The sequence below is a fragment of the Arthrobacter sp. S2(2024) genome (assembly GCF_036662515.1).
Lineage (GTDB): Bacteria > Actinomycetota > Actinomycetes > Actinomycetales > Micrococcaceae > Arthrobacter.
In genome coordinates this window covers 41,100-65,165 of sequence record NZ_JAYKZI010000003.1, presented here as the reverse complement: position 1 = coordinate 65,165, position 24,066 = coordinate 41,100, and the positions used below count along the sequence as shown (strand labels likewise).

The window sequence follows — 24,066 nt, the reverse complement described above, 5'->3', positions numbered from 1 at the left end:
GCAGGCGGCCCACCCAACCGGCTGAGCGGTGGCACGTCCCAGCTCCTAAATTGTCAGCCCTCTCCCGTACGTTCGACGAAATGGTCGCCGAACCGGTCGCCATGCGCCCAAGTCGCCCAACCGCCTAAGAAGAGGACAGCCAGTGCGAAGCCAAGAACTGAAACCGGAACAGACCACGACGGCGGCGGAAGCCGCGGCGTCGTTCGCTGCTCCCCCGGCGCGCACCTCCATGCCGGACTGGTACCCCGAGCTGCTTGCCAGTGTCTCCAAGGAAGTCGGCACGGGACGTTCACGGGCCATTTCCGCGGCGAACAAGGCGCTGCTTGCTTCCTATTGGTCCATCGGCAGGCAATTGGCGCAGCGGGAATCGGAGCAAGGCTGGGGCTCGAAAGTCGTCACCCGCCTGTCGGCGGACATTCAAACCCGCTTTCCTGGATCCAAGGGATTCTCGCCAAGGAACCTCCGCTACATGAAGACTTTCGCCCAGGCTTGGCCGGAGTTCCCAATGTTGCAAGTGCCGCTTGCAACATTGCCCTGGTACCACCAGATCGCGCTGCTTGAGAAGCTCGACGACGCCGCGACCCGCCTCTGGTACGCGGCGGCCGCCGTCGAACACGGATGGTCGCGCAACGTCCTTGCCCATCAGATCGAAACGCGCCTCCATGAGCGCTCCGGGCAAGCAATAACCAACTTCAGCTCCACCATGATGCCGGCGGACTCGGACCTTGCCCAACAAGCCACCAGGGACCCGTATGTGTTCGACTTCGTCGCCATGACAGACCGCCGCAACGAGCGGGAACTGGAGCTTCAACTCGTCCAACATGTGGAGAAGTTCCTCCTGGAACTGGGCCAAGGCTTCGCCTTTGTCGGCGAGCAGGTCCGGCTGGAAATCAACGGCGACGAGTTCTTCGCCGATCTCCTCTTCTATCACTTGAAGCTCCGCTGCTACGTAGTGATCGAGCTTAAGGCGGTGAAGTTCGAGCCCGGGTTTGTCGGCCAGCTAGGCATGTACATGTCGGCCGTGGACGATCTCCTGGCGCATCCCGATGACAAGCCAACCATCGGCCTCCTGCTCTGCAAGGAGAAGAACAACGTGGTGGCCGAGTACGCCTTGCGGGGAATCAACCTGCCCATCGGTGTCTCGGAATGGCAGAGCAAAATCATCGAATCGCTGCCGGAGGAACTCGCCTCGAGCCTGCCAAGCATCGAACTCCTCGAGGCCGAACTGGCCGATGAACGGGCGAACGCCGCGTCCAAGGGACGCGCGCCTGCCGTGGAAGCTGAACCCAATCCGTGAACAGTGGCCCCGGCGCTGGGGCAACAAGCTCAAGCTACTGGCGGTTCAAGGGACTGGCGGCTCAAGGGACTGGCGAGGGGAACTGCAGCTCAGGCCGTCGCTTGGCAACGTCGTTGAGAACGGTGGAGACCGCTTCCCTGACCACCTCCGCCTCGGCGCCCATTTCCCGAGCGGCGTCCAGCGCCACGGTGGCGTGGCTCACAAACGCTTCCCAGTCGCCTCCACCGCCACGGAGCGCCCGCAGGGGCGACATCAGGGCAGCGCGGCATAGCCACTCGTCATGCTCCCGCACCCATCGATCCATCACGCTTCCAGCCCGCGCCTTGGCTTGCCCTTCCAGTCCGGCGATCAAAGGTCCGATCACGTCCACCGCGAGCGGATCTACGAGTTCACGCAGCCTTCCCTCGCGGACAAAACCCTCAAGGCGCGTCAGATCGGTATTCGTCAGCAGATGGACCTTGGACTGCAGAAGGACGATTGCCGCGAGCCGGCGTTCGAAAACGGGAACCTCCCACAATTCCGAACTCAAGGCAGTGACCTCGTCATGTTCGAGTCCCGGGTGGCGGCGGAGGGCATCGCGGACTGTCCCACGGATAGCACCGATCGACGATCCGTAATGCTGGAGCCCGTTTCCCAGCCGTGCCTGGGCCTGCTCTGCACGGATCCACGAGCCTTCACGGCGCAAGGCCTCATCGATGAACTCGCCGGCGTCACTCATGCGAACATTCTTTCGCAATACTGTCCGTTCAGACGTACTCGCCGAACCAGGCCAACATGTCCCGCCAGGCGGCTGTCGCCTGCATTTCGTTGTACCGCTCGCTGGTGTCGTTGTGGAAGGCATGGTCGACGCCGGGATAGACAGTGAGCTGGTGGCGGACGTCGGTGGCTGCGAGCGCATCCCGAAGTGCCGGCATTGCGCCGGTGATGCGCTGGTCGAGTTCGGCATAGACGCCCAAGACGGCAGGTTTGATGGATGGGACTTTATCCAGGTCGGGCGCCGGTCCGTAGAAGGCCGCTGTGGCTTTCAACCTGGGTATCTCGGTGGCGGATTGCCAGGTGATGCCGCCGCCAAAACAATAGCCGTTCATGGCGATCCGCTCGCCGTCCACGAATTCCAGTGATCGGAGGTAATCGAAGGCCGCGGAAAAGTCGGAAACATGTCGCTCAGCTCCCGCCCGTGTCAGCGCCCCGGGCACGGCGTCGGGATCCATGCCCGGTGTGCCTCCCTCCCGGCTCAGGAGATCCGGCGCCAAAGCAACGTACCCGGCCTTGGCGAAACGGCGGGCCACGTCCTGGATGTGCGGGGTCAGTCCGCGGTTCTCGTGGCAGACAAGGACCGCGGGTCCCGCACCGGCCCCGTCGGTCCTCGCAAGGTAGGCGCTGATCCCGGTTCCGCCGGAGGGGAACCGGACGGTGGCCGTCACGAGGCCGAACGCGCCCTCAGGTACGGAAAGCGGGCTCTTCGCCCCCGGTACTGGCCCGGAAGCCGCCGTCGTTGCGGGCCGGGCGGCCGAGGCCTCGGGGCTTGGCATGGGATCGGTGCTTAGCGGAACCTCATCCGGAGTGCATCCGAGCTGCAGCATCGTCGAGGAGGCGGCAGCCATGCTCCCGGTGATAAATGCGAGCCGGCGAATGAAGGCTCGCTGCGACATGTCTCCCGAGCGGTAGTCGTCGAAGAATTCCTCGACCAGGTACTTTTCAAATTTCCCGAGCTGGATCATGGAAGGCCTCCTGAGTCTGCCGCATATCCTCCTCCCAAGACCGTTACCGGGCAAGGGCGCCCTGGATGATGGGCGTAGCCGCCAAGTAATGAGACACTCGGTTCCATGCGTGAATTCGTGGTTCTCGGCACCGCCTCCCAGGTCCCGACCAGGACCCGCAACCACAACGGATACGTGCTCCTTTGGGATGGCGAGGGCCTGCTCTTCGATCCTGGCGAAGGTACCCAGAGGCAGATGATCCAAGCCGGCGTCTCGGCCAGCCAGATCACGCGGATCTGTGTTACCCATGTCCACGGCGACCATTGTTTCGGGCTGCCGGGCGTGCTTTCGCGCATGGCCCTGGACCGGGTGGAGCATCCGATCCTCCTGCACTATCCCGAGTCCGGCGAGGACATGATCCGCGCCCTCGTCGCTGTCGCGTCGCCCGGCGTCGACCTTCGGCTTCATCCGCACGGTGGTCCCGGTCCCGTCGCCGAAGGGGTCGAGGTGCGCCCGCTGCTCCACCGGATCGAGACCTACGGCTATAGGGTTGTGGAGCCCGAAGGCCGCAGCCTTCTGCCGGAGCGGCTTGCGGCGGCCGGGATTACCGGATCCGATATCAGCCTCCTGCAGCGGGACGGGAGCCTGGGCGGTGTGCGCCTGGAAGACGTGAGCGTGCCGAGGCCAGCACAGAGCTTCGCCTTCGTGATGGACACGGCGCCGTGCGACGGCGCTGGGGAACTCGCCAACGGCGTGGACCTTCTTGTGGCTGAGTCCACTTTCAGCGACGACGACGGCGACCTCGCCGCGCAGTACCGCCACCTCACCGCCGGGCAGGCGGGGGCATTGGCTGCCACCGCCGAAGCGGGCATGCTCATCCTGACCATTTCTCGTCGCGCTATCCCGACGTCGGACTGCTCGCGGAGCAAGCCCGGGCGCGGTCCGGCGGGGCCTCCGTCATGGCCGCGAACGACCTGGACCGGGTTCCCTTCCCGAAACGGCAGCGGTGGTTGTAGGCTTGTCATCCATTCAGCTCTGGGGGCCGAAATGACAAACGAAATACGGCCGCTGGATCAGTTCGGCTTTTTTGGCGGCCTGGTCGACGCCGTACCGGACGCCTTGCTGGTGATCGACGCAGACGGTCAGGTCACGTTCGGCAATGCCTATTCAGAGCAGCTCTTCGGTTATTCGCGTAGCGAACTGCTGGGCAAGCATTATGAGGTGCTGCTTCCGGCGCGGTTCGAGGGCCAAGGCGGCGCCATCCGGGACCTCTTTGCCCGTGATCCGGGAATACGCCGGGCCGGGACTGACCTGAAACTGTTCGGCCGCCACCGCGACGGCGCCGAGTTTCCCATTGAGGTCAGCTTTGCTCCCCTCGGCGTCGGACCGGCCATGCAGCTCGTTGCCTCTATCCGCGAAGTAAGTGACCGCGTCCGCGTTGATGCCGAACTCCGCGATGCCCTCTCCCTTCTCAGCGCTACCCTTGAGTCCACGGCCGATGGCATCCTGGTTGTCGCGGCGGACGGGACTATCGCGGGGGCGAACGAGCGCTTTGCCGAGTTGTGGGGCATCCCCGCGGATCTCCTGGAGTCGCACGACGACGGCCGGCTGTTGGCTTTCGTCCTCGACCAGCTCACGGATCCCGACGGGTTCATAGGCAAGGTCCAGGAACTGTACGCCGATCCGGGGGCGGAGAGCCTGGACATGTTGGAATTCCGTGACGGGCGGACGTTTGAACGGTATTCCCGGCCCCAACAGGTCGGGGATGAGATCGTGGGACGGGTCTGGAGTTTCCGCGACGTCACTTCCCGTCAGCGCGCACAGGACCAGGCGCGGGAGGCACTCGCCCAAGTGGAGGGCCTGGCCGCAATTGTTGAGTCTTCGGCCGACGCGATCATCGGCATGACCCCCGCGGGCGTCATCACCAGCTGGAACCCTGGGGCGGAGAAACTGTACGGATACACTGCCGCTGAAGCGACCGGGCAGAACGTACAGCTCCTCATTCCGGACTACCTCCAAGCCGAGGACGAGGTGTTCACCGCCGTCCAGAATGGTGGCCAGGCCCGTAGCTTCGAGACGGACCGGATGCGCAAGGACGGGTCCATCGTGCCTGTGTCCCTCACGGTCTCCCCGATCCGCGGCGACCACGGAGTCACCGGAATTGCGAGCATCGGGCAGGACATTACCGCCCGGCGTGCCGCCGAATCGGACCTGTTGGCAGCCAGGGAGGCGGCCCTGGAATCGAGCAGGTTGAAGTCCGAGTTCCTCGCGACGATGAGCCATGAGATCCGCACCCCCATGAACGGGGTCATCGGCTTGACAACGCTGTTGTTGGACACGCCGCTGGATGAAACGCAACGCAAGTACGCCGAAGGTGTCCAGACCGCTGCCGGAGCTCTATTGACCCTGATTAACGACATCCTGGACTTCTCGAAGTTGGAAGCGGGGAAGATCGACCTGGACATCACGCCCTTCGATCCGCAGGACGTGATGGAGGAAGTGGCGTCGCTACTGGCCGAAGCAGCCCAGGGCAAAGGCTTGGAACTCATCGCGTACTGCCACCCCGATGTTCCCGCGCAATTGGCCGGTGATGCCGGCCGGATCCGGCAAATCCTATTGAACCTGGCTTCGAACGCCGTAAAATTCACCGCGTCCGGTGAAGTTGCCATCCGGGTAACCATCGCAGACAAAGACGCAAGAACAGCGCTTGTTCGATTCGAAGTCAGCGATACCGGCATTGGTATCGACGCCGCGGATCACTTGCGCTTGTTCGATTCGTTCTCCCAAGCAGATGCATCCACCACGCGTCGGTACGGTGGAACCGGGCTGGGGTTGGCCATCTGCCGGCGCCTGACGGAAGTGATGGGCGGGGACATCGGCTTGACCAGTACCCCTGGTGAGGGAAGCACGTTCTGGTTCTCCCTCCGATTGCCGCTCGCCAAGGAACCCGGGCGGGTTCCCGCCCGCACTGTCCCTGGCCCACTGGCGGGTCTGCGCGTTTTGGTGGTCGACGATAATGCCACCAACAGGTTGGTGTTGGAATCGCAATTGAACACATGGGGGCTGCGACCGGACCCGGTTGCCGACGCGCGTACGGCGCTCGACCGGTCACGGAAGGCAGCCGCCGCAGGGAAACCCTTCGACATTGCCGTGCTCGACATGTGCATGCCGGACATGGACGGCCTCGAGCTTGCCCACGAGCTCTCGAAGGATCCAGGCTTGCGGGGCATCCGCCTTATGATGCTGACCTCCGCGTCCCAGGTATCCAAGCCCGATATGGCCGGCGCGGGAATCAGCGAATGGCTCACGAAACCCGTACGCGGTTCGGAACTCTACGACCGCCTGGTGCGACTGGCAGCGGGCAATGCGGCGACCGGACCGGCGTCCGCACTTGCACGGCCACCGAGGCCGGACAGGCCCTCCAAAGGTAGGATCCTTGTGGTGGAGGACAACGCGGTGAACCAGCTCGTCGCCTGCGAAATGGTTGCCAAGCTGGGCTACGAAGCCGAGGTCGCTGCCGATGGCGCCGAGGCTGTCTCCGCCATCGCCGCCCGCTCCTATGCGGCTGTGCTCATGGATTGCCACATGCCCGTCATGGACGGCTTCGAGGCCACCAGGAGCATCCGGGTGCAGGAGAACGGCTCTGTCCGCCTGCCCATCATCGCCATGACCGCAGGAGCCCAGGACGAAGACCGCGAGCGCTGCCTCGCAGCCGGCATGGATGATTACCTCAGCAAACCAGTCGATCTGGCCGGCCTGGAAGAAGCCCTCAATCGCTGGGTTCCCCGTGCGGTCCCTTCATCGGGCCTTTGATCACGGGGTGCTTACGTAGGATTCTCCGCGTGTTCGGCGGCCCGTGCCTGGAAAACGAGTAGGCGGCACTCGTGCCTACGGGCCGGGAAAGATGTTGAATTAATACAGGAACACATCCGCGGCTTGAAACAGACCAGCCGGCCCTCCGGGACCGGCGTTGGACGGGGCCGACGGCGGGAGTGCCCCTGGAGCCCGGGGCTCGGGGCGCTCTACCCCAGACGCCGCCGGCCCCCCGGGTGCCCAAGGGAACGCCCTTCGCCACATCGGGTTTGTGCGCCGTCTGTTCTTTTTCCGTGCCGGCCGGAGCACAATTGAGAAATGTTGGACCGTGGGCGGTGCGGCATGAAAACCTCTCCCGCTGTCCCGGCCCTCCTTTCATCAGCCTGTTGTGAAAGGACACCGAGATGTTCCAGCCAAGCAAACGACTCACAGCGTTGGGTTCTGCACTCGTGCTGTTTCTGGCAATGTCCGCGGTGGCGTCGTGTTCCGGGCCAAGCGGTACGCCTTCCCCGGCCACGTCGAACGGGCCCCTGACAGGGCCGACGTCGGGATCTGCCCCGCCGACTGCTACCCCGACGGCGACCACGGACGCCGCAGAGTTCTGCGGGGCCGGGTCCGCCATCCACTACGACCGCTCGGCCTTCCAGCCGGCGCCAAGGATTGACAACAAGTGGTTTCCACTGAAGCCCGGCATGCAGTACACGACCAAGGGCATGGTGAAGAGTGCCGACGGCACCACCGAGCGCACGGTGGTCCACTCGGTGACCGGACTGACAAAAGTGATTGACGGCGTGAAGACCCTCGTGATGTGGGACCGTGACTACTACGACGGGCAGCTCGTGGAATCCGAGCTGGCCTTCTTTGCCCAGACGGAAAAGGGAGCTGTCTGGCTCTTCGGGGAGTATCCGGAAGAGTACGAGAACGGCACTTTCACCGGCGCGCCCCGCACTTTCATTCACGGCATTTCCAAGGCCCAGGCAGGGATCGCCATGCAGGATCAGCCGGTGACCGGTACCCCGGGGTACGTCCAAGCCCACGCACCCGATGTGGGCTTCCTGGATTGTGGAACTGTCTTCAAGCAGCATGAGCGGGTATGCGTACCGGCCGCGTGCTACGACGATGTGTTGACCGTTGATGAGTACAATCCGCTGGAACCGTCCGTTGGCCACCAGCAAAAACTCTATTCAGCGGGCACGGGGCTGGTGAAAGTGACAGCGGTTGGCGGCGCGGACCAGGAGTCGTTGGACCTCATCAAAGCGGAGGCGCTCGCGGACTCCGCCCTGACTGAGATCAATCGGCAGGCGTTGGAATTGGACGGGCACGCCTACCAGGTCAGTGCGAGTGTTTACGGAACGACCCCCCGCGCCGAGGTTGCGACACCGGGCTCCAGCGGCTAGTTCTTGCGTATACCACTATCACTTGTGAATGGACGAAAAATTCCCTGTCATTATCCTGAGAATCCTTGCATTGAGCGTTGACCCAAGGTTCGGCCGGGGCTCATGATTGACGTACACGTCTGGGGGCGCTTTGGCACTGTTCCAAGGAGCGGCGTGGTGGACAGGTACCGGGGATCTAACATTTTCAGCGGGCACTCACCGGACATCGATTCTGGGGTGTCTCCTCCCCGCTACGGCTTCTCCACCTTCACACCCAAGGAGCCGGGTGACCGGCCATGATGGGCACGGTCCTCCGGTGGGTACTCCAGTTCCGGTTTCTGGTCCTGGCCGTGGCGGTGGGGATCCTGGGTTTCGGCTTCACGAGCCTGCCGGGCATGGCAGTGGATGCCTTCCCGGAGTTCGCACCTCCACAGGTCGAAATCCAGACTGAGGCCCTGGGGCTCTCCGCCGCGGAGGTTGAACAACTGATCACCTCCCCCATGGAGGCAGACCTGTTGAACGGTGTGGCGTGGGTGGAAGCCATTCATTCCAAATCCGTCCCCGGCCTGTCATCAATCCAGATGGTGTTCAAGCCGGGGACCGACCTTTTCCGGGCCCGCCAGCTTGTGTCTGAGCGTTTGACCCAAGCACGCGCCTTGCCGAACGTGTCTGCCGCACCCGTCCTGATGCAGCCCCTCTCATCGACGAGCCGGGTCATGATGATCCGGCTGACCTCCAAAGAGATGTCGGCCATAGACATGTCTGTTCTGGCCCGCTGGACCTTGAAGCCCGGACTCCTGGCGGTGCCCGGCGTCGCGAACGTGGCCATCTGGGGCCTCCGCGACCAGCAACTGCAGGTCCTGGTCGATCCTGGGGAACTTGAGGCCAAGGGCGTGACGCTCGACGAGGTCATTACGACTACCGGCAATGCCGTCTGGGTATCCCCCTTGAGTTACCTTGAGGCGTCCACACCCGGCACCGGCGGCTTCCTGGAGACGGGCCACCAGCGGCTTGGAGTGCAGCACGTCCTGCCAATCACCACGCCAGAGGATCTGGGCCAAGTCAGTCTGGAAGGGCCGGCCGGAAAGCTGGTGTTGGGCGATGTTGCACACGTCGTGACCGATCACCAGCCGCTGATCGGGGATGCACTCTCCGGCAAGGATGCCGAACTGCTCCTGGTCATCGAAAAGTTCCCGGAGACGAACACAAGGGATGTGACCCGGGGCATCGATGATGCTCTCCACGCCCTCCAGCCAGGCTTGTCCGGTGTCACTATCGACACCACCGTCTACCGGCAGGCAGCGTTCATCGAAGAAGAGGTAGGCACGCTTGGTGTCGCACTGCTTGTCTCGCTCGTGTTGACAGCCACCATGTTTGGCGCGTTCTTCCGCTCCTGGCGCACCGCCGTCATCAGCCTGATCACGATTCCGGTCTCCCTGACGGCGGCGGCCTTGGTGCTGTACCTACGAGGCACCGGGATGAACACCATGGTCCTCGCCGGCATGGTCCTGGCCTTGGCCGTCATCGTCGGAGACGTCGCCGAAGACCTCTTTGGCGCAGTCCGAACTGGCAGGGCACGCGTCGCGTCCGACGTCGGGTCCGGCGCCGCGTCCGGCGCGTCCGGCGTCGGGACCGCGCTATTGAGTGACACCTTGGTGACGGCGGCCCTGCGCGCAGTGCGAACGCCGATTCTCTATTCCCTGCTCATCATGGCGTTGTCTGTGCTCCCCGTGTTCTTCGTGCCGGGCGAGGACGGAGCGCTCTTCGGCCCGCTGCTCCTTTCCTACCTGCTCACCTTGGCTGTCGCGATGATCGTGGCTCTAACGGTAACCGCGGCGCTGGTCTTCGTCCTGCCTGTCGGCCGGACCACCGCACGCGAAGGACGCACCCTGAGCCGGGTCCACACCGGGTACGGCCGTGCGTTGTCCGGGACAGCGGGAAAGGGCCGGTGGGTACTCGCGGGCGCCGCAGCCTTCGCCCTCGCCGGACTTGCCCTCGCCCCCCAGTTAGCCAGCGACCGTCCGACAGTGCCTGTCCTGCCGGACAAGACCCTCGTGGTGCAGTGGAGTGCGATCGCTGGCACCTCAGACCAGGAAATGACGCGGATCACTGATGCGGCCGCCCAAGAGCTCCGGACACTCCCGGGCGTGGTCAATGTGGGGGGACACATCGGGCGCGCCATCACCTCGGACCAGGTGGGCGACATCAGCGCCGGGGAGCTTTGGGTGACAGTTTCCGCGGAGGCCTCCTACCGCGACACGGCGGCGGCCGTCCAGCACGTGGTGAATGGGTACCCGGGGCTGACCAGCAAAGTATCCACGTACCCGCAACAGAGGATTGAGCAGATCCAACAGGCCGCCGACCCCGGGTTCACCGTCCGGGTTTACGGCCTGGATATGGCCACCCTCCGTCAGAAGGCAGAGGAGGTGCGGCAAATCCTGGCCCGGACCGACGGCGTCGTCAATCCCCATGTCGACGCGCCCACCCAACAACCGATCGTCGAGGTCCAGGTTGACCTGACCGCGGCCCAGAAAGCGGGCGTCATACCCGGCGATGTCAGGCGCGCCGCCGCAGCGCTGCTGCAGGGAATCGAAGTCGGCAACATATACCAGCAACAAAAAGTCTTCTCGGTGATCGTCAAAGGAACTCCGTCCACCAGGAACAGCCTTACCAGCGTCCGCGAGCTGCTGATCGATACCCCCGGCGGAGGTCACGTACGCCTCGGCGACGTTGCACACGTCAACATGGTCGGGAACGAGGCTGTGATTCTGCACGATGACACTTCGCGCCGGATCGATGTGAAGGCTGATATTCAAGGGCGCGCCCTCAACGACGTTCAGCAGGATATCGAGAAGGGCCTCCAGCAACTGCAGTTCCCGCTCTCGTACCATGCGGAAATCCTCACCAAGTACGCAGAACAGCAGAACAGCGCCCGGTGGCTGTGGCTGCTGGCGGCGGTCGCCGCGGCCGGAATCCTGGTGCTTCTCCAGACGGCGCTGGGAAGCTGGCGGCTAGGTGCGACGGTCTTCCTGGGCTTGATTGCCGCGCTCTCGGGCGGAGTGCTCGCTGCGCAGATGACGGGCGGAATCAACTCCTTGGTCTCGCTTCCTGCATTCTCGGCCCTCCTGGGCATTGCCGCACGTGGATCCATCCTGTTCATTCGGCACGCCCGAAGCTTGGGGTCCGAGGACAGTCCTGCCTTTGGCCCCGCGCTCGTGATCCGAAGCGCGCGGGACCGGTTGATGCCCGTGCTGATGTCGGCCCTGATAACGGCTCTTGGCCTGCTGCCGCTCGTGCTCATGGGTGGCGTGGTCGGAACGGAAATCATCCAACCGCTCGTCATCATCATTTGGGGCGGGCTGCTAACCACGACCCTTTTCCTGCTATTTGTCTTGCCCGCGCTGTTGCTTGGATTCGGACCGGAACCGGCGCCCAGGACCGCACCCCGGAACGATCCGCTGCTCCGGGCACAGAGCGAGGACGCACCATGAAGAAGTTAGCTTCGCGGCAGGGCCGCAGCACGAAAGTCCTGATCGCCCTGGTGGTCGCCGCTTTCCTGACGCTTTCACTGCCGGCCTGTTCCCAGCCGCAAGCCGAAGCCGTGCCTGCCGCTGACGCTCCTGCCACCGTGGAGGAAGTCCCGGGGACGGACCTGCACCGCGTCACCCTGACGGAACGCGCCGTCGAACGTCTGGGGCTAAAGACCGGGACGGCGTCGTCGGGTCCGCAAGGGAAGCTGACCGTCCCCTACGGGGCGATCCTGTACGACAGCCAGGGCAGGACCTGGGTCTACACGAATCCGGAGCTCCGCGTGTATGTCCGCCAGTCGGTAAGTATCGAGCGAATCGCCGGCGAAGCCGCATTGCTGAAGGAGGGTCCGCCGATCGGCACGGTGGTGGTCACGCTAGGGGCCGAGGAATTGTTCGGCGAGGAATTCGATACGGCCCACTGAGATGCGTTGGATCATAGGCATCAGCCTCAAATTCAGGACAGTGGTTGTTGCACTGGCCTGCGCGGTGATGCTGTTGGGCTCAGTGCAATTGAGCTCGGCGTCCATCGATGTCTTTCCGGAATTCGCGCCCCCGCGCGTGGAAATCCAGACGGCCTGCCTCGGCCTGACCGCGCAGGAAGTGGAAGAACTGGTCAGCGTACCGATCGAGGCTTCCCTGAGCGGCATGCCCGGCCTTGATGAGCTGCGCTCCAAGTCCGTCCCGCAGCTGTCCTCGATCGTGCTCATCTTCAAGCAGGGTACCGATTTGCTGAACGCCCGCCAGGTGGTCTCGGAACGGATGGCGGCAGTGACATCCGCTCTGCCGACGTGGGCGGCTCCGCCGGTCATGCTTCAGCCGCTGTCGTCGACGAGCCGCGTGATGAAGATTGGCATGACCTCCTCCAGCCGGTCCCTGATCGAGATGTCCATGCTCTCCTACTGGACGATCCGCGCCCGGTTGCTCCGGGTACCCGGAGTGGCCAACGTCGCCATCTGGGGTGAAAGGCTCCAGATGCTGCAGGTCCAGGTGCAGCCGGACCGGCTCAAGGCTGAAAATGTCTCGCTCAACGAGGTCATGGAAGTCACCGCCGGAGCCGTGGACGCCGGCCTCCTGAAGTACTCGCCCGGCCGGTTCATCGGCACGGGAGGCTTCATCGACAGTCCGAATCAAAGAATGGGCGTCCAGCATGTCCAGGCCGTTTCGAGCCCAGCGGACCTGGCACAGGTCACCATCAGGGAAAAGGACGGCGTCGCGCTGCACCTGGGCGACGTGGCCAAGGTCGTTGAAGACCATCAGCCGCTCATCGGCGACGCTGTCATCAACAACGGGCACGGGCTCATGCTCATCGTCGAAAAGCTCCCCTGGGGCAACACCCTCGATGTGACCAAGGGAGTTGAGGACGCCCTCCGCCAGCTCCAGCCAGGGTTGAGTGGAATCACCTTTGACACCACCATCTTCCGTCCGGCGAGCTTCATCGAGGAGGCGATTTCCAACCTCAGCCTCGCGCTGCTCCTGGGCTGCCTCCTGGTTGTGATGATCCTCGGCGCCTTCCTCTTCCAGTGGCGCACCGCCCTGATCAGCCTTGTGGCCATTCCGCTCTCCCTCCTGACGGCGGCGCTCGTGCTGTACTTCACGGCGAGCTCCATCAACACCATGGTCTTGGCGGGGCTTGTCATCGCCGTGGGTGTGGTCGTCGACGACGCGATCATCGACGTCGAGAACATCATGCGCCGGCTCAGACAACATAGGGCCCTGGGCAGCGGCGAACCAACGGCCTCGGTGGTGCTCAGGGCCTCCCTGGAAATGCGAAGTCCCATTGTCTACGCGACCCTGATCATCGTCGTCGCGGCCGTTCCCATTTTCTTCCTCGACGGACTGACCGGTGTCTTTTTCCGGCCGCTGGCTGTCTCCTATACCTTGGCCGTCCTCGCCTCGATGCTGGTCGCGCTGACGGTGACACCGGCCCTGGCCCTGATCCTGCTCGGCAACGCGAAACTGGAGCAGCGCGATCCTCCACTGGTCCGGGTGCTCAAGCGCGGATATCACGCCATTTTGTCCCGGACCATGAACCGGCCCCGCTACGGCTACGCCGGTTTCGGCGCCGTCGCTCTCGCGGGGCTGGTGATCGCTCCGTTGCTGGGCCAGTCCTTGTTCCCCACCTTCAAGGAACGGGACTTCCTGATGCACTGGGTCGCAGAGCCCGGCACTTCGGCAGCGGAGGAATACCGCATCTCACAAAGGGGCTGTGAGGAGCTCCTCAAGGTGCCCGGGGTCCTGAACTGCGGTACCCACATCGGCCAGGCGTTCACCGCAGACGAAATCGTCGGCGTCAACGCCGGGGAAAACTGGATCAGCATCGACCGCCACGCCGACTACGAAAAAACGGTGGCAGCTGTCCAGGAGGTTGTCGACGGCTATCCGGGCCTGCACCGCGACGTCCAGACTTACCTGAAAGAGAGGATCGAAGAGGTCTTGACCGGCTCCAGCGAACCAATCCTGGTCCGGGTCTACGGGGACGACCTGAACGTGCTGCGGGACCAGGCCCAGAAGATCAAGTCCATCCTTGACCATATCCAGGGCACCAATGAACCCCACGTTTCCCTGGAAGTCGAGGTACCGCAGATCACGGTCAAGGTGGACCTTGCCGCAGCGCAAAAGTACGGGCTGAAACCCGGCGACGTGAGGCGGGCCGCCGCGACACTCGTGGCCGGGGAAGAAGTAGGCGACGTCTTCCGGGACGGACGCGCCTACGACGTCCAAGTCTGGAGCACCCCGGAGACCCGCGCCAGCGTCACCAGTATCGAGGACCTGCCGATCGACACCCCCGGGGGACAGCGCGTCCGGCTGGCCGACGTCGCCTCCGTCAGCGTGCAATCGACACCCAACCTCATTGACCGCACCAACGGATCCCGCCGGGTTGAGGTCGGTTCCTTTATCGATCAGGGGGCAGACCTCGGGACCGTTGTCCGCACGCTCCAGGAACGCCTCGAAGACATGAAGCTGCCGCCGGGTTGCAGCGTCCAACTCCTCGGTGAGTACACGGAACGCCAGGCGGCCACCGAACGCCTGACGATCTTCGCCGTGGCGGCCCTGGCCCTGATCTTCCTGTTCCTGCAAGCGTCGTTCCGGAGCTGGCGGCTGGCCCTGCTCGCGCTGCTGACGCTCCCCATCGCCCTGGTCGGCGGGGTTTTCGCTGCCTACGTGACCGGCGGGGTCCTCTCGCTTGGCTCACTCGTCGGTTTCCTCACGGTGATGGGCATCGCAGCCCGCAACGGGATCCTGCTCATCAGCCACTGCCAGCATCTGGAAAGGAACGAGGACGAAGCCTTCGGCCGCGCCCTCGTGTTGCGCGGAGCGGCGGAACGGCTTTCCCCGATCCTCATGACCACCTTGGCTACCGGACTTGCCTTGGTGCCTTTGGTGGTTATGGGAAATATCCCGGGCCACGAAATTGAACACCCCATGGCCGTGGTCATTCTGGGCGGACTCGTCACGTCCACCCTGCTCAATTTGTTCATTGTCCCCTCGCTCTACCTCCGCTTCGCAAAAGCAGGGTCCCGTGATCCACGGGAGGCACTCACGTTCCTTTTCCGGAGATTCAGGCGAGTGGTTCCTTCCCGAGCGCAGGAACCTAGCTAGCCGATTCTGCCTCGCGCACGCGTCCCAGCCCTGTCGCCAAGGCTAAATTGTCGGTGCCTCCTGCGATGCTGTGGGTATGGATCGAAGGACAACGTGGAGTGCGGAGAGCAGGGCGGCCGTGGAGGCCGTTGCCGCGTCCGTCGCCGCGTTTGCCTCCTTCACCCGCGACGCCGGTTCTTCCGAGACCGCCGATCCGCTCCGGGATCGGGCGGATGCTTGCCTGGACGGCCTCGCCGAAGTGGCCCGGCTGGAGGCCCGGACCGCCGCGCTGAAAGCGAGGCTCGCCGCGGACTACGCCCAGGCGGCCAGGGCCCTGGCGCCGCCGGCGTCCTCGCCTCGGGAGTCCACCGCCCACGAGCTCGCCCTGGTCGCCGAGCTCGCCTGTGTCCTGACCGTCAGCGAACGAACCGCCGGCACCCTCCTGGCCGAATCCCGGGCATTGACCACGGAACTGGCGCTGACCCTTAAGGCCCTCCAGGCCGGGACGATCTCCTGGCAGCACGCCCGGATCATCGTCGACGAAACCGACGGCCTGGGCCCGGCCGCAGCAGCGGCCCTTGAAGCGCACTTCCTGGACCCCGACGCCCCCAACCCCTCCCGGGGCTGCCCCGCCGGGGAGCTCGTCCCGTCCCGGTTCCGGGCCAAAGCACGCACCTGGCGCGAACGCCACCACCCCGTCAGCATCGAAGAACGCCACACCACACGAGCCGCGGAGCGGCGGGTCGAATACCTCCCGGACCGCGACGGCATGGCCTGGCTCTCCGCCCACCTTCCCGCCGACACCGCGGCCGGGATCTGGGAACGGACCACCGCCGCCGCCCGCGCCCTCCAAGGCCCCCACGAGGCCCGGACCCTCGCCCAACTCCGCGCCGACATCACCGCCACCTGGCTCCTCGCCAACACCGGCTCCGCGACGGTCGACGGCGGACTGCCCGACGGCGGCACGGGCGACGGCGGTTCGCGAGCCAGCGGCACGGGCGCCCGACGAGTTGAACCGGGGCTGGCAGGGCCGGTTCCATCCCCGAGGGCGCAGGTCCTGATCACCGTCCCGGTCCTGTCCCTGCTGGGCGCCACGGACGAACCGGCCACGCTCGACGGGTACGGGCCGATCCCGCCCTCCATGGCCCGGGCACTGGTCGCCGACGGCGCCGAGTCCTTCCACCGGGTCTTGACCGACCCCCGCGACGGCGCCCCGCTGGAAATCGGACGCACCAGCTACCGCCTCACCACAGCCCAGCGCCAATGGCTCCGGCTCCGCGACGGCAAGTGCCCCTTCCCAGGCTGCAACAACCACTCCCTGGACAACGAAGCAGACCACCTCCTGGCCTGGGCCGAGGGAGGCACCACCGGCATCTCCAACCTCGGCCAGGCCTGCCCCAAACACCACCGCCTCAAACACACCACCGCATGGACCCCCACCCCCGCCAGCAAAGACAATCCCCCCGGGTGGACCTCACCCTCACACCGGCACTACCCCAGTGAACACCAGGACTGGGAACCACCCCACTGGCCACACCACCTGCCGACCGGCCAGGAATCGGACACCCTCCCTGACCTGGACCCGCCCGCATTTCAGGAACCGGAACTGCCCGCGGATCCGTTCCCGGACTGGAACTCCTTCACGGCCGCGCACCCATGGCCCGACGCCGATTCCGACGATCCAGGCGATCCAGGCGATCCGGGCTGGCTAAGCGAGCCCACCTTCCTCGACGACCCCTTCCCGGAATCCGCCGCGCACCAAAGCGCCTGACCACGTGGAAGTCCGGAGAGGGGACACCGGCCGGCAGCCTCTGCACGCCCTCGTGACGGCGCGGCGAGGCTGCGCGTCCTAGTAAGCTCAAGCCACAAATGATGAACAGGAGGCTGAGGTGGCAGAGACGTCCGTGCACGAGATAGTTGCCGAGCTGGCCGCGCTCGAGGACCCGAAAGCACGCGCGGTGAACGAGAAACACGGTGACGATCACGGTGTGAACCTCGGCAAACTGCGCGCGCTCGCGAAGCGGTTGAAGACGCAGCAGGAACTCGCGCACCAGCTCTGGGCGACCGAAGACACGGCAGCCAGACTGCTCGCGATCCTTATCTGCCGTCCGAAGGCGTTCGAGCGCGATGAGCTGGACGTCATGTTGCGTGCTGCACGTGTACCCAAAGTGCACGACTGGCTCGTCAACTACGTGGTGAAGAAGAATCCGCACTGCGAAGAGCTCCGCCTTGCCTGGTTCACCGATCCCGATCCAGTGGTCGCGAGTGCCGGCTGGGCTCTGACCACTGAACGCGTTTCAAAGAATCCCGAGGGCCTGGACCTCGCAGGACTGCTCGACGTCATCGAGGCCGAAATGAAAGACGCCCCGGACCGCCTGCAATGGGCCATGAACCACTGCCTGGCCCAGATCGGAATCGAACACGCCGATTACCGCGCCCGCGCCATCGACATCGGTGAGCGCCTGGAGGTGCTCAAGGATTACCCGACTCCCCCGAACTGCACCTCTCCGTTCGCGCCCATCTGGATCACTGAAATGGTGCGCCGACTAGATAAGTAGGTATTGGGGAAGGAAATAACGAAGCTGCCCCCGCACGGATTTCCGTGCGGGGGCAGCTTCGTTGACGGCTAAGACGACCGACGCCGAGGAAAAGGAACTAAAACTCCCAGTCCTCATCCTCAGTGTTAACAGCCTTACCAATGACGTAAGACGACCCCGACCCCGAGAAGAAGTCGTGGTTCTCGTCAGCGTTAGGTGACAGGGCCGACAGGATGGCCGGGTTTACGTCGGTGACGGACGCCGGGAACATCGCCTCGTAGCCGAGGTTCATGAGGGCCTTGTTGGCGTTGTAGTGCAGGAACTTCTTGACGTCCTCAGCCAGGCCGACGCCGTCGTACAGGTCGTGCGTGTACTGGACTTCGTTTTCGTACAGCTCGAAGAGCAGCTCGAACGTGTAGTCCTTGATTTCCTGGCGCTTTTCCTCGGAGACCTTTTCGAGGCCCTTCTGGAACTTGTAGCCGATGTAGTAGCCGTGCACGGCTTCGTCGCGGATGATCAAGCGGATGAGGTCTGCCGTGTTCGTGAGCTTGGCCCGGGAAGACCAGTACATCGGAAGGTAGAACCCGGAGTAGAACAGGAACGATTCCAGCAGCGTGGAAGCGACCTTGCGCTTCAGGGGATCGTCGCCCTGGTAGTAGTCCATGACGATCTGTGCCTTCTTCTGCAGGTTCTCGTTCTCGAGGGACCAGCGGAAGGCGTCGTCGATCTCCTTGGTGGAGCACAGGGTCGAGAAGATCGAGGAATACGACTTCGCGTGCACCGACTCCATGAAGGCAATGTTGGTGTACACGGCCTCTTCGTGCGGGGTGATCGCGTCCGGGATCAAGGAAACTGCGCCAACCGTGCCCTGGATGGTGTCCAGCAGGGTCAGGCCCGTGAAGACGCGCATGGTGAGCTGCTGCTCGTCCGGCGTCAGGGTGTGCCAGGACTGGACGTCGTTGGACAGCGGCACCTTCTCCGGCAGCCAGAAGTTGTTGACCAGGCGGTTCCAGACCTCCACGTCCTTGTCATCCTGGATGCGGTTCCAGTTGATCGCTTCGACGTGGCTAAGCAGCTTGACCTTCTCGGTCATTTCGTCCCCTTAACGTATGTGTTCTTTAAGGTAAGCGTACGACGCCGGGCGCTCACCCGGCGTCGTACTCTTCAGTTTTGAGGCGCGGCAGCTGCCGCAAATAAGCAACCGTTATCGGTTACAGCATGCAGGAAACGCAGCCCTCAACTTCGGTCCCTTCCAGCGCGAGCTGGCGGAGGCGGATGTAGTAGAGCGTCTTGATGCCCTTGCGCCATGCGTAGATCTGCGCCTTGTTGATGTCACGCGTGGTGGCGGTGTCCTTGAAGAACAGAGTCAGGGACAGGCCCTGGTCCACGTGCTGCGTGGCCGCGGCGTAGGTGTCGATGATCTTCTCGTAACCGATCTCGTACGCGTCCTGGTAGTACTCCAGGTTGTCGTTCGTCAGGTAAGGGGCCGGGTAGTAGACGCGGCCGATCTTGCCTTCCTTGCGGATCTCGATCTTCGACGCGACGGGGTGGATCGAGGACGTCGAGTTGTTGATGTAGCTGATGGAACCCGTGGGAGGCACGGCCTGCAGGTTCTGGTTGTAGATGCCGTGCTCCATGACGGAAGCCTTCAGCTCGCGCCAGTCGTCCTGCGTGGGAATGTGGATGCCTGCGAAGAGCTCGCGGACGCGCCCGGTCTCCGGGGCCCATTCCTGCTCGGTGTACTTGTCGAAGAACGTGCCACTGGCGTACGTCGAGTTTTCGAAGCCGCCGAAGGGCTGGCCGGTCTCGATGGCCAGCTTGTTCGAGGCACGGAGAGCGTGGAACAGCACCGTGTAGAAATAGATGTTGGTGAAGTCCAGGCCCTCTTCGGAACCGTAGTGGACGTGCTCACGGGCAAGGTAGCCGTGCAGGTTCATCTGGCCGAGGCCGATGGCGTGGCTCTGGGCGTTGCCCTGCGCGATGGACGGCACCGAGTTGATGTAGGACATGTCCGACACCGCACTGAGGGCCCGGATGGACGTCTCGATCGAGAGGCCGAAGTCCGGGGAATCCATGGTCTTGGCGATGTTCATCGAACCAAGGTTGCAGGAGATGTCCTTGCCGACCGTCTCGTAGCTGAGGTCCTCAGCGTAGATGGACGGCGTGGACACCTGCAGGATCTCCGAGCACAGGTTGCTCATGGTGATCTTGCCCGCGATCGGGTTGGCCCGGTTCACGGTGTCCTCGAACATGATGTACGGGTAGCCGGACTCGAACTGGATCTCCGCGAGGGTCTGGAAGAACTCGCGGGCGCTGATCTTGGTCTTCTTGATCCGGGAGTCGTCCACCATCTCGTAGTACTTCTCGGTGACCGAGATGTCGGAGAACGGGACGCCGTAGACGCGTTCGACGTCGTACGGGGAGAAGAGGTACATGTCCTCGTTCTTCTTGGCCAGCTCGAACGTGATGTCCGGGACGACGACGCCGAGGGACAGCGTCTTGATGCGGATCTTCTCGTCGGCGTTTTCACGCTTGGTGTCCAGGAATCGGTAGATGTCCGGGTGGTGGGCGTGCAGGTACACGGCACCCGCACCCTGGCGGGCACCGAGCTGGTTGGCGTAGGAGAAGCTGTCTTCGAGGAGCTTCATGACCGGGATGACGCCGGAGGACTGGTTTTCGATCTGCTTGATGGGGGCGCCGTGCTCGCGGATGTTGGTCAGCGAGAGGGCCACGCCACCGCCGCGCTTGGACAACTGCAGCGCCGAGTTGATGCCGCGGGCGATCGACTCCATGTTGTCTTCGATGCGCAACAGGAAGCAGGAGACCAGTTCGCCGCGCTGGGCCTTGCCGGCGTTGAGGAACGTGGGCGTGGCGGGTTGGAAGCGGCCGTCGATGATTTCGTCGACGAGGCGGCTGGCCAGCTCCTCATTGCCGCGGGCAAGGTGCAGGGCAACCATGCAGACACGGTCTTCGTAGCGCTCCAGGAAACGCTTGCCGTCGAAGGTCTTGAGCGTGTAGGAGGTGTAGAACTTGAAGGCGCCGAGGAAGGTCTCGAAGCGGAACTTCTTCTTGTAGGCGCGGTTGAACAGGTCACGGATGAAGTTCATCGTGTACTGATCGAGGGTCTCGCGCTCGTAGTACTGGTTCTTGACCAGGTAGTCCAGCTTCTCTTCCAGGTCGTGGAAGAAAACGGTGTTGTTGTTCACGTGCTGCAGGAAGTACTGGTGCGCGGCCTCGCGGTCGGCTTCGAACTGGATCTCCCCGTTCGGACCATAGAGGTTCAACATGGCATTGAGCTCATGGTAGCCAAGGCCCTTGTAGGCCTCCGGCAATGGCTTCTTGACCTTGGCGGTGTCCATAGCGCCCTTGGTTACTTCTGTATCTGCGACAGTCGTGTCCAAAACTTTTCCAATCCTTGATTGACCCGGTCAACATCTTCCGGAGTCCCCATGAGTTCGAATCGATAAAGAAGCGGAACCCGGCATTTGGTGGCGATGATGTCTCCCGCCATGCAGTAGTTTTCCGCGAAGTTGGTGTTTCCTGCTCCGATGACGCCGCGGATCAGTTCCCTGTTCTGCGGGTTGTTCAGAAACCTGATGACTTGCTTGGGCACCGATCCTTCGCCATTCGTGCCGCCATACGTGGGCAGCACCAGGACGAAAGGTTCCAGTGCGAGCAGCGGTGCGTCCTTGGCATGGAGCGGGATGCGTTCCGCGTCGACGCCGAGCTTCTGGACGAAGCGCTTGGTGTTCTCAGATGTGGAGGAAAAGTAGATGAGGTGACTCCGCGTGCTGACGGCTTCAGCGTTCAGTTGAGCAGTTGCTGTTGCCAGCGCTGCCATAGGAGTCACCTCGACTACATTGGAATACTTTGTTGTTGTGGCGGAGTCCTGAAAAACTACGCTACCGAAGCGGCAGCCAGCGCCAGCTCTTCGATCTTGTCCGGACGGAAACCTGACCAGTGGTCCTGCTCGGTCACCACGACGGGGGCCTGCATGTATCCAAGGGCCTTCAGGCGCTCAAGGGCCTCGGCATCCTGTGAGATGTCAACGCTCTGGTAGGCGATGCCCTTTTTGTCGAGTGCACGGTAGGTTGCGTTGCACTGAACACAGGCCGGCTTCGTGTAAACCGTAACAGTCATGGTCCCTGTCCCCTTTGTTGAAGTCTTTGCTCTTCGCTTGGCAGGCCCCGACCGGAACTGATTCCGACTCCGATGCTGGCCCGCTGACCGCCTAGGCGGCCGAACTCTTCTATTCACGTCTTGCATTCATGTCTTGCATGTCTTGTGCTGGTTTCCCGCTCAATCCGTAAATCGATACTACATGTAGTGCAAGCGCCTCAGCGGAACCCCAAGATGATGTATTACAAGTATGTCATTTTACGCACCGGTAGTCCACAGGCAAGGGAGGTAAAAATGTCCGGGAATCCGCCAAATCCGGAGACGTAATCCACACCCTGTGGACTACTTAGCCACATTTAATCCTCAGCGTGTCGCTTGGATCCCGGCGTGTCGCGGCATCCTGCAAACACGGTTTCGTGGCTCCCCCGGGCAGCAGCGGAGACCGAATTCACACCGCTATGCTGGCTGGGCACGGATTTCGGCCGGCATCGAGCCTAAGGATCACTGATGGTCAACCTTCTCCACCTGCGGACACTGCTTGAAGTCACGCGGCTCGGTTCCTTCGCGGCAGCCGCCGCACGGCTCGGCTACACAGCCTCAGCCGTATCCCAACAGATGGCATCCCTGGAACGGGACACCGGCGTCGAACTCTTCCACCGTTCCCCACGGAGCGTGGTTCCCACCGAAGCCGCCCTGACCATGGTGCGGCATGCCTCCAAAGTGCTCACCGACGTCGAGACCCTGCTGGCCGCCGCATCGAGGAGCGCGGACTCCCCCGTCCAGGAACTGCGGCTCGGCATCTTCCCCAGCCTGGCAACCTACGTCCTGCCGGACATTCTCCGGAACCCGCGCTGGAAAAAGCTTGGCATAGAACTCCGTGTATGGGTGGCCGAACCTTCCCAAACCATCCAAGGGCTGCGCACCGGCGGCGAACTGGACCTGGCGCTGGTGTACCAAGTGGGCCAGTCCGGACTCGCGTGGCCCCACACCCTGGACCGGCAATGGATCGGCGACGACGACTTCCGGGTGGTGCTCCCCGCGTCCTGGGGCATCCGGGAGGACGCCGAAATGCAGGCCTCGCAACTCTCGGACATGCCCTGGATCATGCACCACCCGGGCACCAGCGACGCGGTGGTGATTGAACGCTTGTTCGCCAGTTGCAATCTGCACCCGCGCGTCGCGGCCTATAGCGACGACTTCCACGCCAGCCTCGAGATGGCGGCAGCGGGGCTCGGCGCCGCACTGGTGCCGGAACTCGCGCTGCGGCACCGGCCGCCCGGCGTCGTGGTCCTCGACGTTCCGGACATCCGGCTAGCCCGCAACGTGTTCGCCCTGCTCATCAACGAGAAGCGCACAGCGCAGGTGCAGCTCTTCACGGAATTGCTGGCCGATACCCTTCGCGGGAGCACCGCAACCGTCCACGCCGGCAGTGCCGCTACGATGCCCAAATCGACTCAAAAGTCAACGCCCAAACCACGCACCTGAAATCTTCCAGGATGCTGGAACACGCCGCTTGTTTGGGACTATCTTGAAGACATGAGCAAGGTAGCGAGCAAACATTTTGGGGAGATCGAGCTCAACCACGGGCGGGAGCACTGTTACGTGGCTTCGCACGAGCTCGCCGGAAATCCCCTGGAACTGGACCTGAACGTCGCCGCGCACGACCACTTCGACGAGAAGGCACTCCATAAGGTGGACTACCGCCTGGGCTACCTCCCCGAGCTGGTGGACCAGGTCCGGGACATGATCGCCGAGGAGCTGGACCAGGACGGCACCAACTCCCAGCAATTCCTCCACTTCCACTCCAACCAGCTCAAGGACGAGCAACTGGAGGCAGTGTTCGGCGTCCGCGACAAGACGCAGCTCACCAAGGACGTCTTCCTCAAGGCCCTCAAACTAGGCCATGTAGCGATCTACCCCGGCCAGCCGGAGCGCTATTTCGTCCTCGACTTCACCTTGGGCTCGCACTTCACCGACGAACTCCTGGTAGTCGCGGCGGACGAGGACGGCGTGGTGGACGACGAGATCCTCTGGGAATCCTGAAGAGTTAATCCCTCCCGAAGATTAAAAAGGCGGCGGCCGGTCACCTTTCGAGGTGACCGGCCGCCGCCGTTC

General features: G+C 63.5%; 16 protein-coding genes. 10 read left to right on the top strand and 6 right to left on the bottom strand.

What is annotated here, in order from left to right:
- The first annotated feature begins 142 nt into the window (after positions 1-142).
- Positions 143-1,297 carry a PDDEXK nuclease domain-containing protein gene (locus VLA65_RS06820; RefSeq protein WP_332602092.1) on the top strand — a complete coding sequence of 385 codons (1,155 nt, stop codon included), beginning with the start codon at positions 143-145 and terminating at the stop codon, positions 1,295-1,297.
- Between the two features lie 61 nt (positions 1,298-1,358).
- Here the strand turns inward: VLA65_RS06820 and VLA65_RS06815 are convergent, their stop codons facing one another.
- Together VLA65_RS06815 and VLA65_RS06810 are read right to left on the bottom strand one after the other, a co-directional pair.
- Positions 1,359-2,015: a DNA alkylation repair protein gene (locus tag VLA65_RS06815; protein ID WP_332602091.1), complete on the bottom strand. Its 657-nt coding sequence runs from the start codon at positions 2,013-2,015 to the stop codon at positions 1,359-1,361.
- Positions 2,016-2,043: 28 nt separating this feature from the next.
- Complete coding sequence (locus VLA65_RS06810) at positions 2,044-3,018, bottom strand: dienelactone hydrolase family protein (protein ID WP_332602090.1); 975 nt, start codon at positions 3,016-3,018, stop codon at positions 2,044-2,046.
- A gap of 105 nt (positions 3,019-3,123) precedes the next feature.
- Between VLA65_RS06810 and VLA65_RS06805 the strand changes: the two genes are divergently transcribed.
- The 7 genes from VLA65_RS06805 (at position 3,124) to VLA65_RS06775 (ending at position 17,853) form a co-directional block, all read left to right on the top strand.
- Complete coding sequence (locus VLA65_RS06805; protein ID WP_332602089.1) at positions 3,124-6,810, top strand: PAS domain S-box protein; 3,687 nt, start codon at positions 3,124-3,126, stop codon at positions 6,808-6,810.
- A gap of 404 nt (positions 6,811-7,214) precedes the next feature.
- The gene (locus tag VLA65_RS06800; protein ID WP_284988270.1) at positions 7,215-8,207 is read left to right on the top strand and encodes a hypothetical protein; all 993 of its coding nucleotides are present in this window, start codon (positions 7,215-7,217) and stop codon (positions 8,205-8,207) included.
- A gap of 275 nt (positions 8,208-8,482) precedes the next feature.
- Positions 8,483-11,677 carry an efflux RND transporter permease subunit gene (locus VLA65_RS06795; protein WP_332602088.1) on the top strand — a complete coding sequence of 1,065 codons (3,195 nt, stop codon included), beginning with the start codon at positions 8,483-8,485 and terminating at the stop codon, positions 11,675-11,677.
- The gene (locus VLA65_RS06790) at positions 11,674-12,138 is read left to right on the top strand and encodes a hypothetical protein (protein ID WP_307052976.1); all 465 of its coding nucleotides are present in this window, start codon (positions 11,674-11,676) and stop codon (positions 12,136-12,138) included. Before VLA65_RS06795 ends, VLA65_RS06790 begins: the two co-directional genes overlap by 4 nt.
- 40 nt (positions 12,139-12,178) lie before the next feature.
- Positions 12,179-15,316 (top strand): efflux RND transporter permease subunit, encoded by a 3,138-nt coding sequence (locus tag VLA65_RS06785; protein ID WP_442880226.1) that lies wholly within the window; start codon positions 12,179-12,181, stop codon positions 15,314-15,316.
- A gap of 76 nt (positions 15,317-15,392) precedes the next feature.
- Positions 15,393-17,066, top strand: a complete 1,674-nt coding sequence (locus VLA65_RS06780; RefSeq protein ID WP_332602086.1) for an HNH endonuclease signature motif containing protein — start codon at positions 15,393-15,395, stop codon at positions 17,064-17,066.
- 118 nt (positions 17,067-17,184) lie between these two features.
- Positions 17,185-17,853, top strand: a complete 669-nt coding sequence (locus VLA65_RS06775) for a DNA alkylation repair protein (protein WP_059389328.1) — start codon at positions 17,185-17,187, stop codon at positions 17,851-17,853.
- A gap of 97 nt (positions 17,854-17,950) precedes the next feature.
- Here the strand turns inward: VLA65_RS06775 and nrdF are convergent, their stop codons facing one another.
- The 4 genes from nrdF to nrdH form a co-directional block, all read right to left on the bottom strand.
- Positions 17,951-18,925: a class 1b ribonucleoside-diphosphate reductase subunit beta gene (gene nrdF / locus VLA65_RS06770; RefSeq protein ID WP_059389329.1), complete on the bottom strand. Its 975-nt coding sequence runs from the start codon at positions 18,923-18,925 to the stop codon at positions 17,951-17,953.
- Positions 18,926-19,043: 118 nt separating this feature from the next.
- On the bottom strand, positions 19,044-21,191 hold the full coding sequence (nrdE, locus tag VLA65_RS06765; RefSeq protein ID WP_307053035.1) for a class 1b ribonucleoside-diphosphate reductase subunit alpha: 2,148 nt from the start codon (positions 21,189-21,191) through the stop codon (positions 19,044-19,046).
- An 11-nt stretch (positions 21,192-21,202) separates the two neighbouring features.
- Positions 21,203-21,673, bottom strand: coding sequence for a class Ib ribonucleoside-diphosphate reductase assembly flavoprotein NrdI (gene nrdI, locus VLA65_RS06760; protein WP_059389331.1), 471 nt, complete (start codon positions 21,671-21,673; stop codon positions 21,203-21,205).
- A gap of 56 nt (positions 21,674-21,729) precedes the next feature.
- Entirely contained in the window at positions 21,730-21,972 is a 243-nt protein-coding gene (gene nrdH / locus VLA65_RS06755) for a glutaredoxin-like protein NrdH (RefSeq protein WP_028267421.1), read from the bottom strand.
- Positions 21,973-22,458: 486 nt separating this feature from the next.
- Here nrdH and VLA65_RS06750 point away from each other — a divergent pair, with 486 nt between their 5' ends.
- On the top strand, positions 22,459-23,436 hold the full coding sequence (locus VLA65_RS06750) for a LysR family transcriptional regulator (RefSeq protein WP_306959498.1): 978 nt from the start codon (positions 22,459-22,461) through the stop codon (positions 23,434-23,436).
- 51 nt (positions 23,437-23,487) lie between these two features.
- The gene (locus VLA65_RS06745) at positions 23,488-23,994 is read left to right on the top strand and encodes a DUF2004 domain-containing protein (protein WP_059389332.1); all 507 of its coding nucleotides are present in this window, start codon (positions 23,488-23,490) and stop codon (positions 23,992-23,994) included.
- Positions 23,995-24,066: the final 72 nt, after the last annotated feature.

Bases quoted from the DNA above. Each gene is read 5' to 3' on its own strand.
- VLA65_RS06810 (WP_332602090.1), bottom strand. From the start codon at position 3,018: ATGATCCAGCTCGGGAAATTTGAAAAGTACCTGGTCGAGGAATTCTTC.
- VLA65_RS06815 (WP_332602091.1), bottom strand. From the start codon at position 2,015: ATGAGTGACGCCGGCGAGTTCATCGATGAGGCCTTGCGCCGTGAAGGC.
- VLA65_RS06750 (WP_306959498.1), top strand. From the start codon at position 22,459: ATGGTCAACCTTCTCCACCTGCGGACACTGCTTGAAGTCACGCGGCTC.
- nrdI (WP_059389331.1), bottom strand. From the start codon at position 21,673: ATGGCAGCGCTGGCAACAGCAACTGCTCAACTGAACGCTGAAGCCGTC.
- nrdF (WP_059389329.1), bottom strand. From the start codon at position 18,925: ATGACCGAGAAGGTCAAGCTGCTTAGCCACGTCGAAGCGATCAACTGG.
- VLA65_RS06795 (WP_332602088.1), top strand. From the start codon at position 8,483: ATGATGGGCACGGTCCTCCGGTGGGTACTCCAGTTCCGGTTTCTGGTC.
- VLA65_RS06780 (WP_332602086.1), top strand. From the start codon at position 15,393: ATGGATCGAAGGACAACGTGGAGTGCGGAGAGCAGGGCGGCCGTGGAG.
- VLA65_RS06805 (WP_332602089.1), top strand. From the start codon at position 3,124: ATGCGTGAATTCGTGGTTCTCGGCACCGCCTCCCAGGTCCCGACCAGG.
- VLA65_RS06790 (WP_307052976.1), top strand. From the start codon at position 11,674: ATGAAGAAGTTAGCTTCGCGGCAGGGCCGCAGCACGAAAGTCCTGATC.
- nrdE (WP_307053035.1), bottom strand. From the start codon at position 21,191: ATGGACACCGCCAAGGTCAAGAAGCCATTGCCGGAGGCCTACAAGGGC.
- nrdH (WP_028267421.1), bottom strand. From the start codon at position 21,972: ATGACTGTTACGGTTTACACGAAGCCGGCCTGTGTTCAGTGCAACGCA.
- VLA65_RS06800 (WP_284988270.1), top strand. From the start codon at position 7,215: ATGTTCCAGCCAAGCAAACGACTCACAGCGTTGGGTTCTGCACTCGTG.
- VLA65_RS06745 (WP_059389332.1), top strand. From the start codon at position 23,488: ATGAGCAAGGTAGCGAGCAAACATTTTGGGGAGATCGAGCTCAACCAC.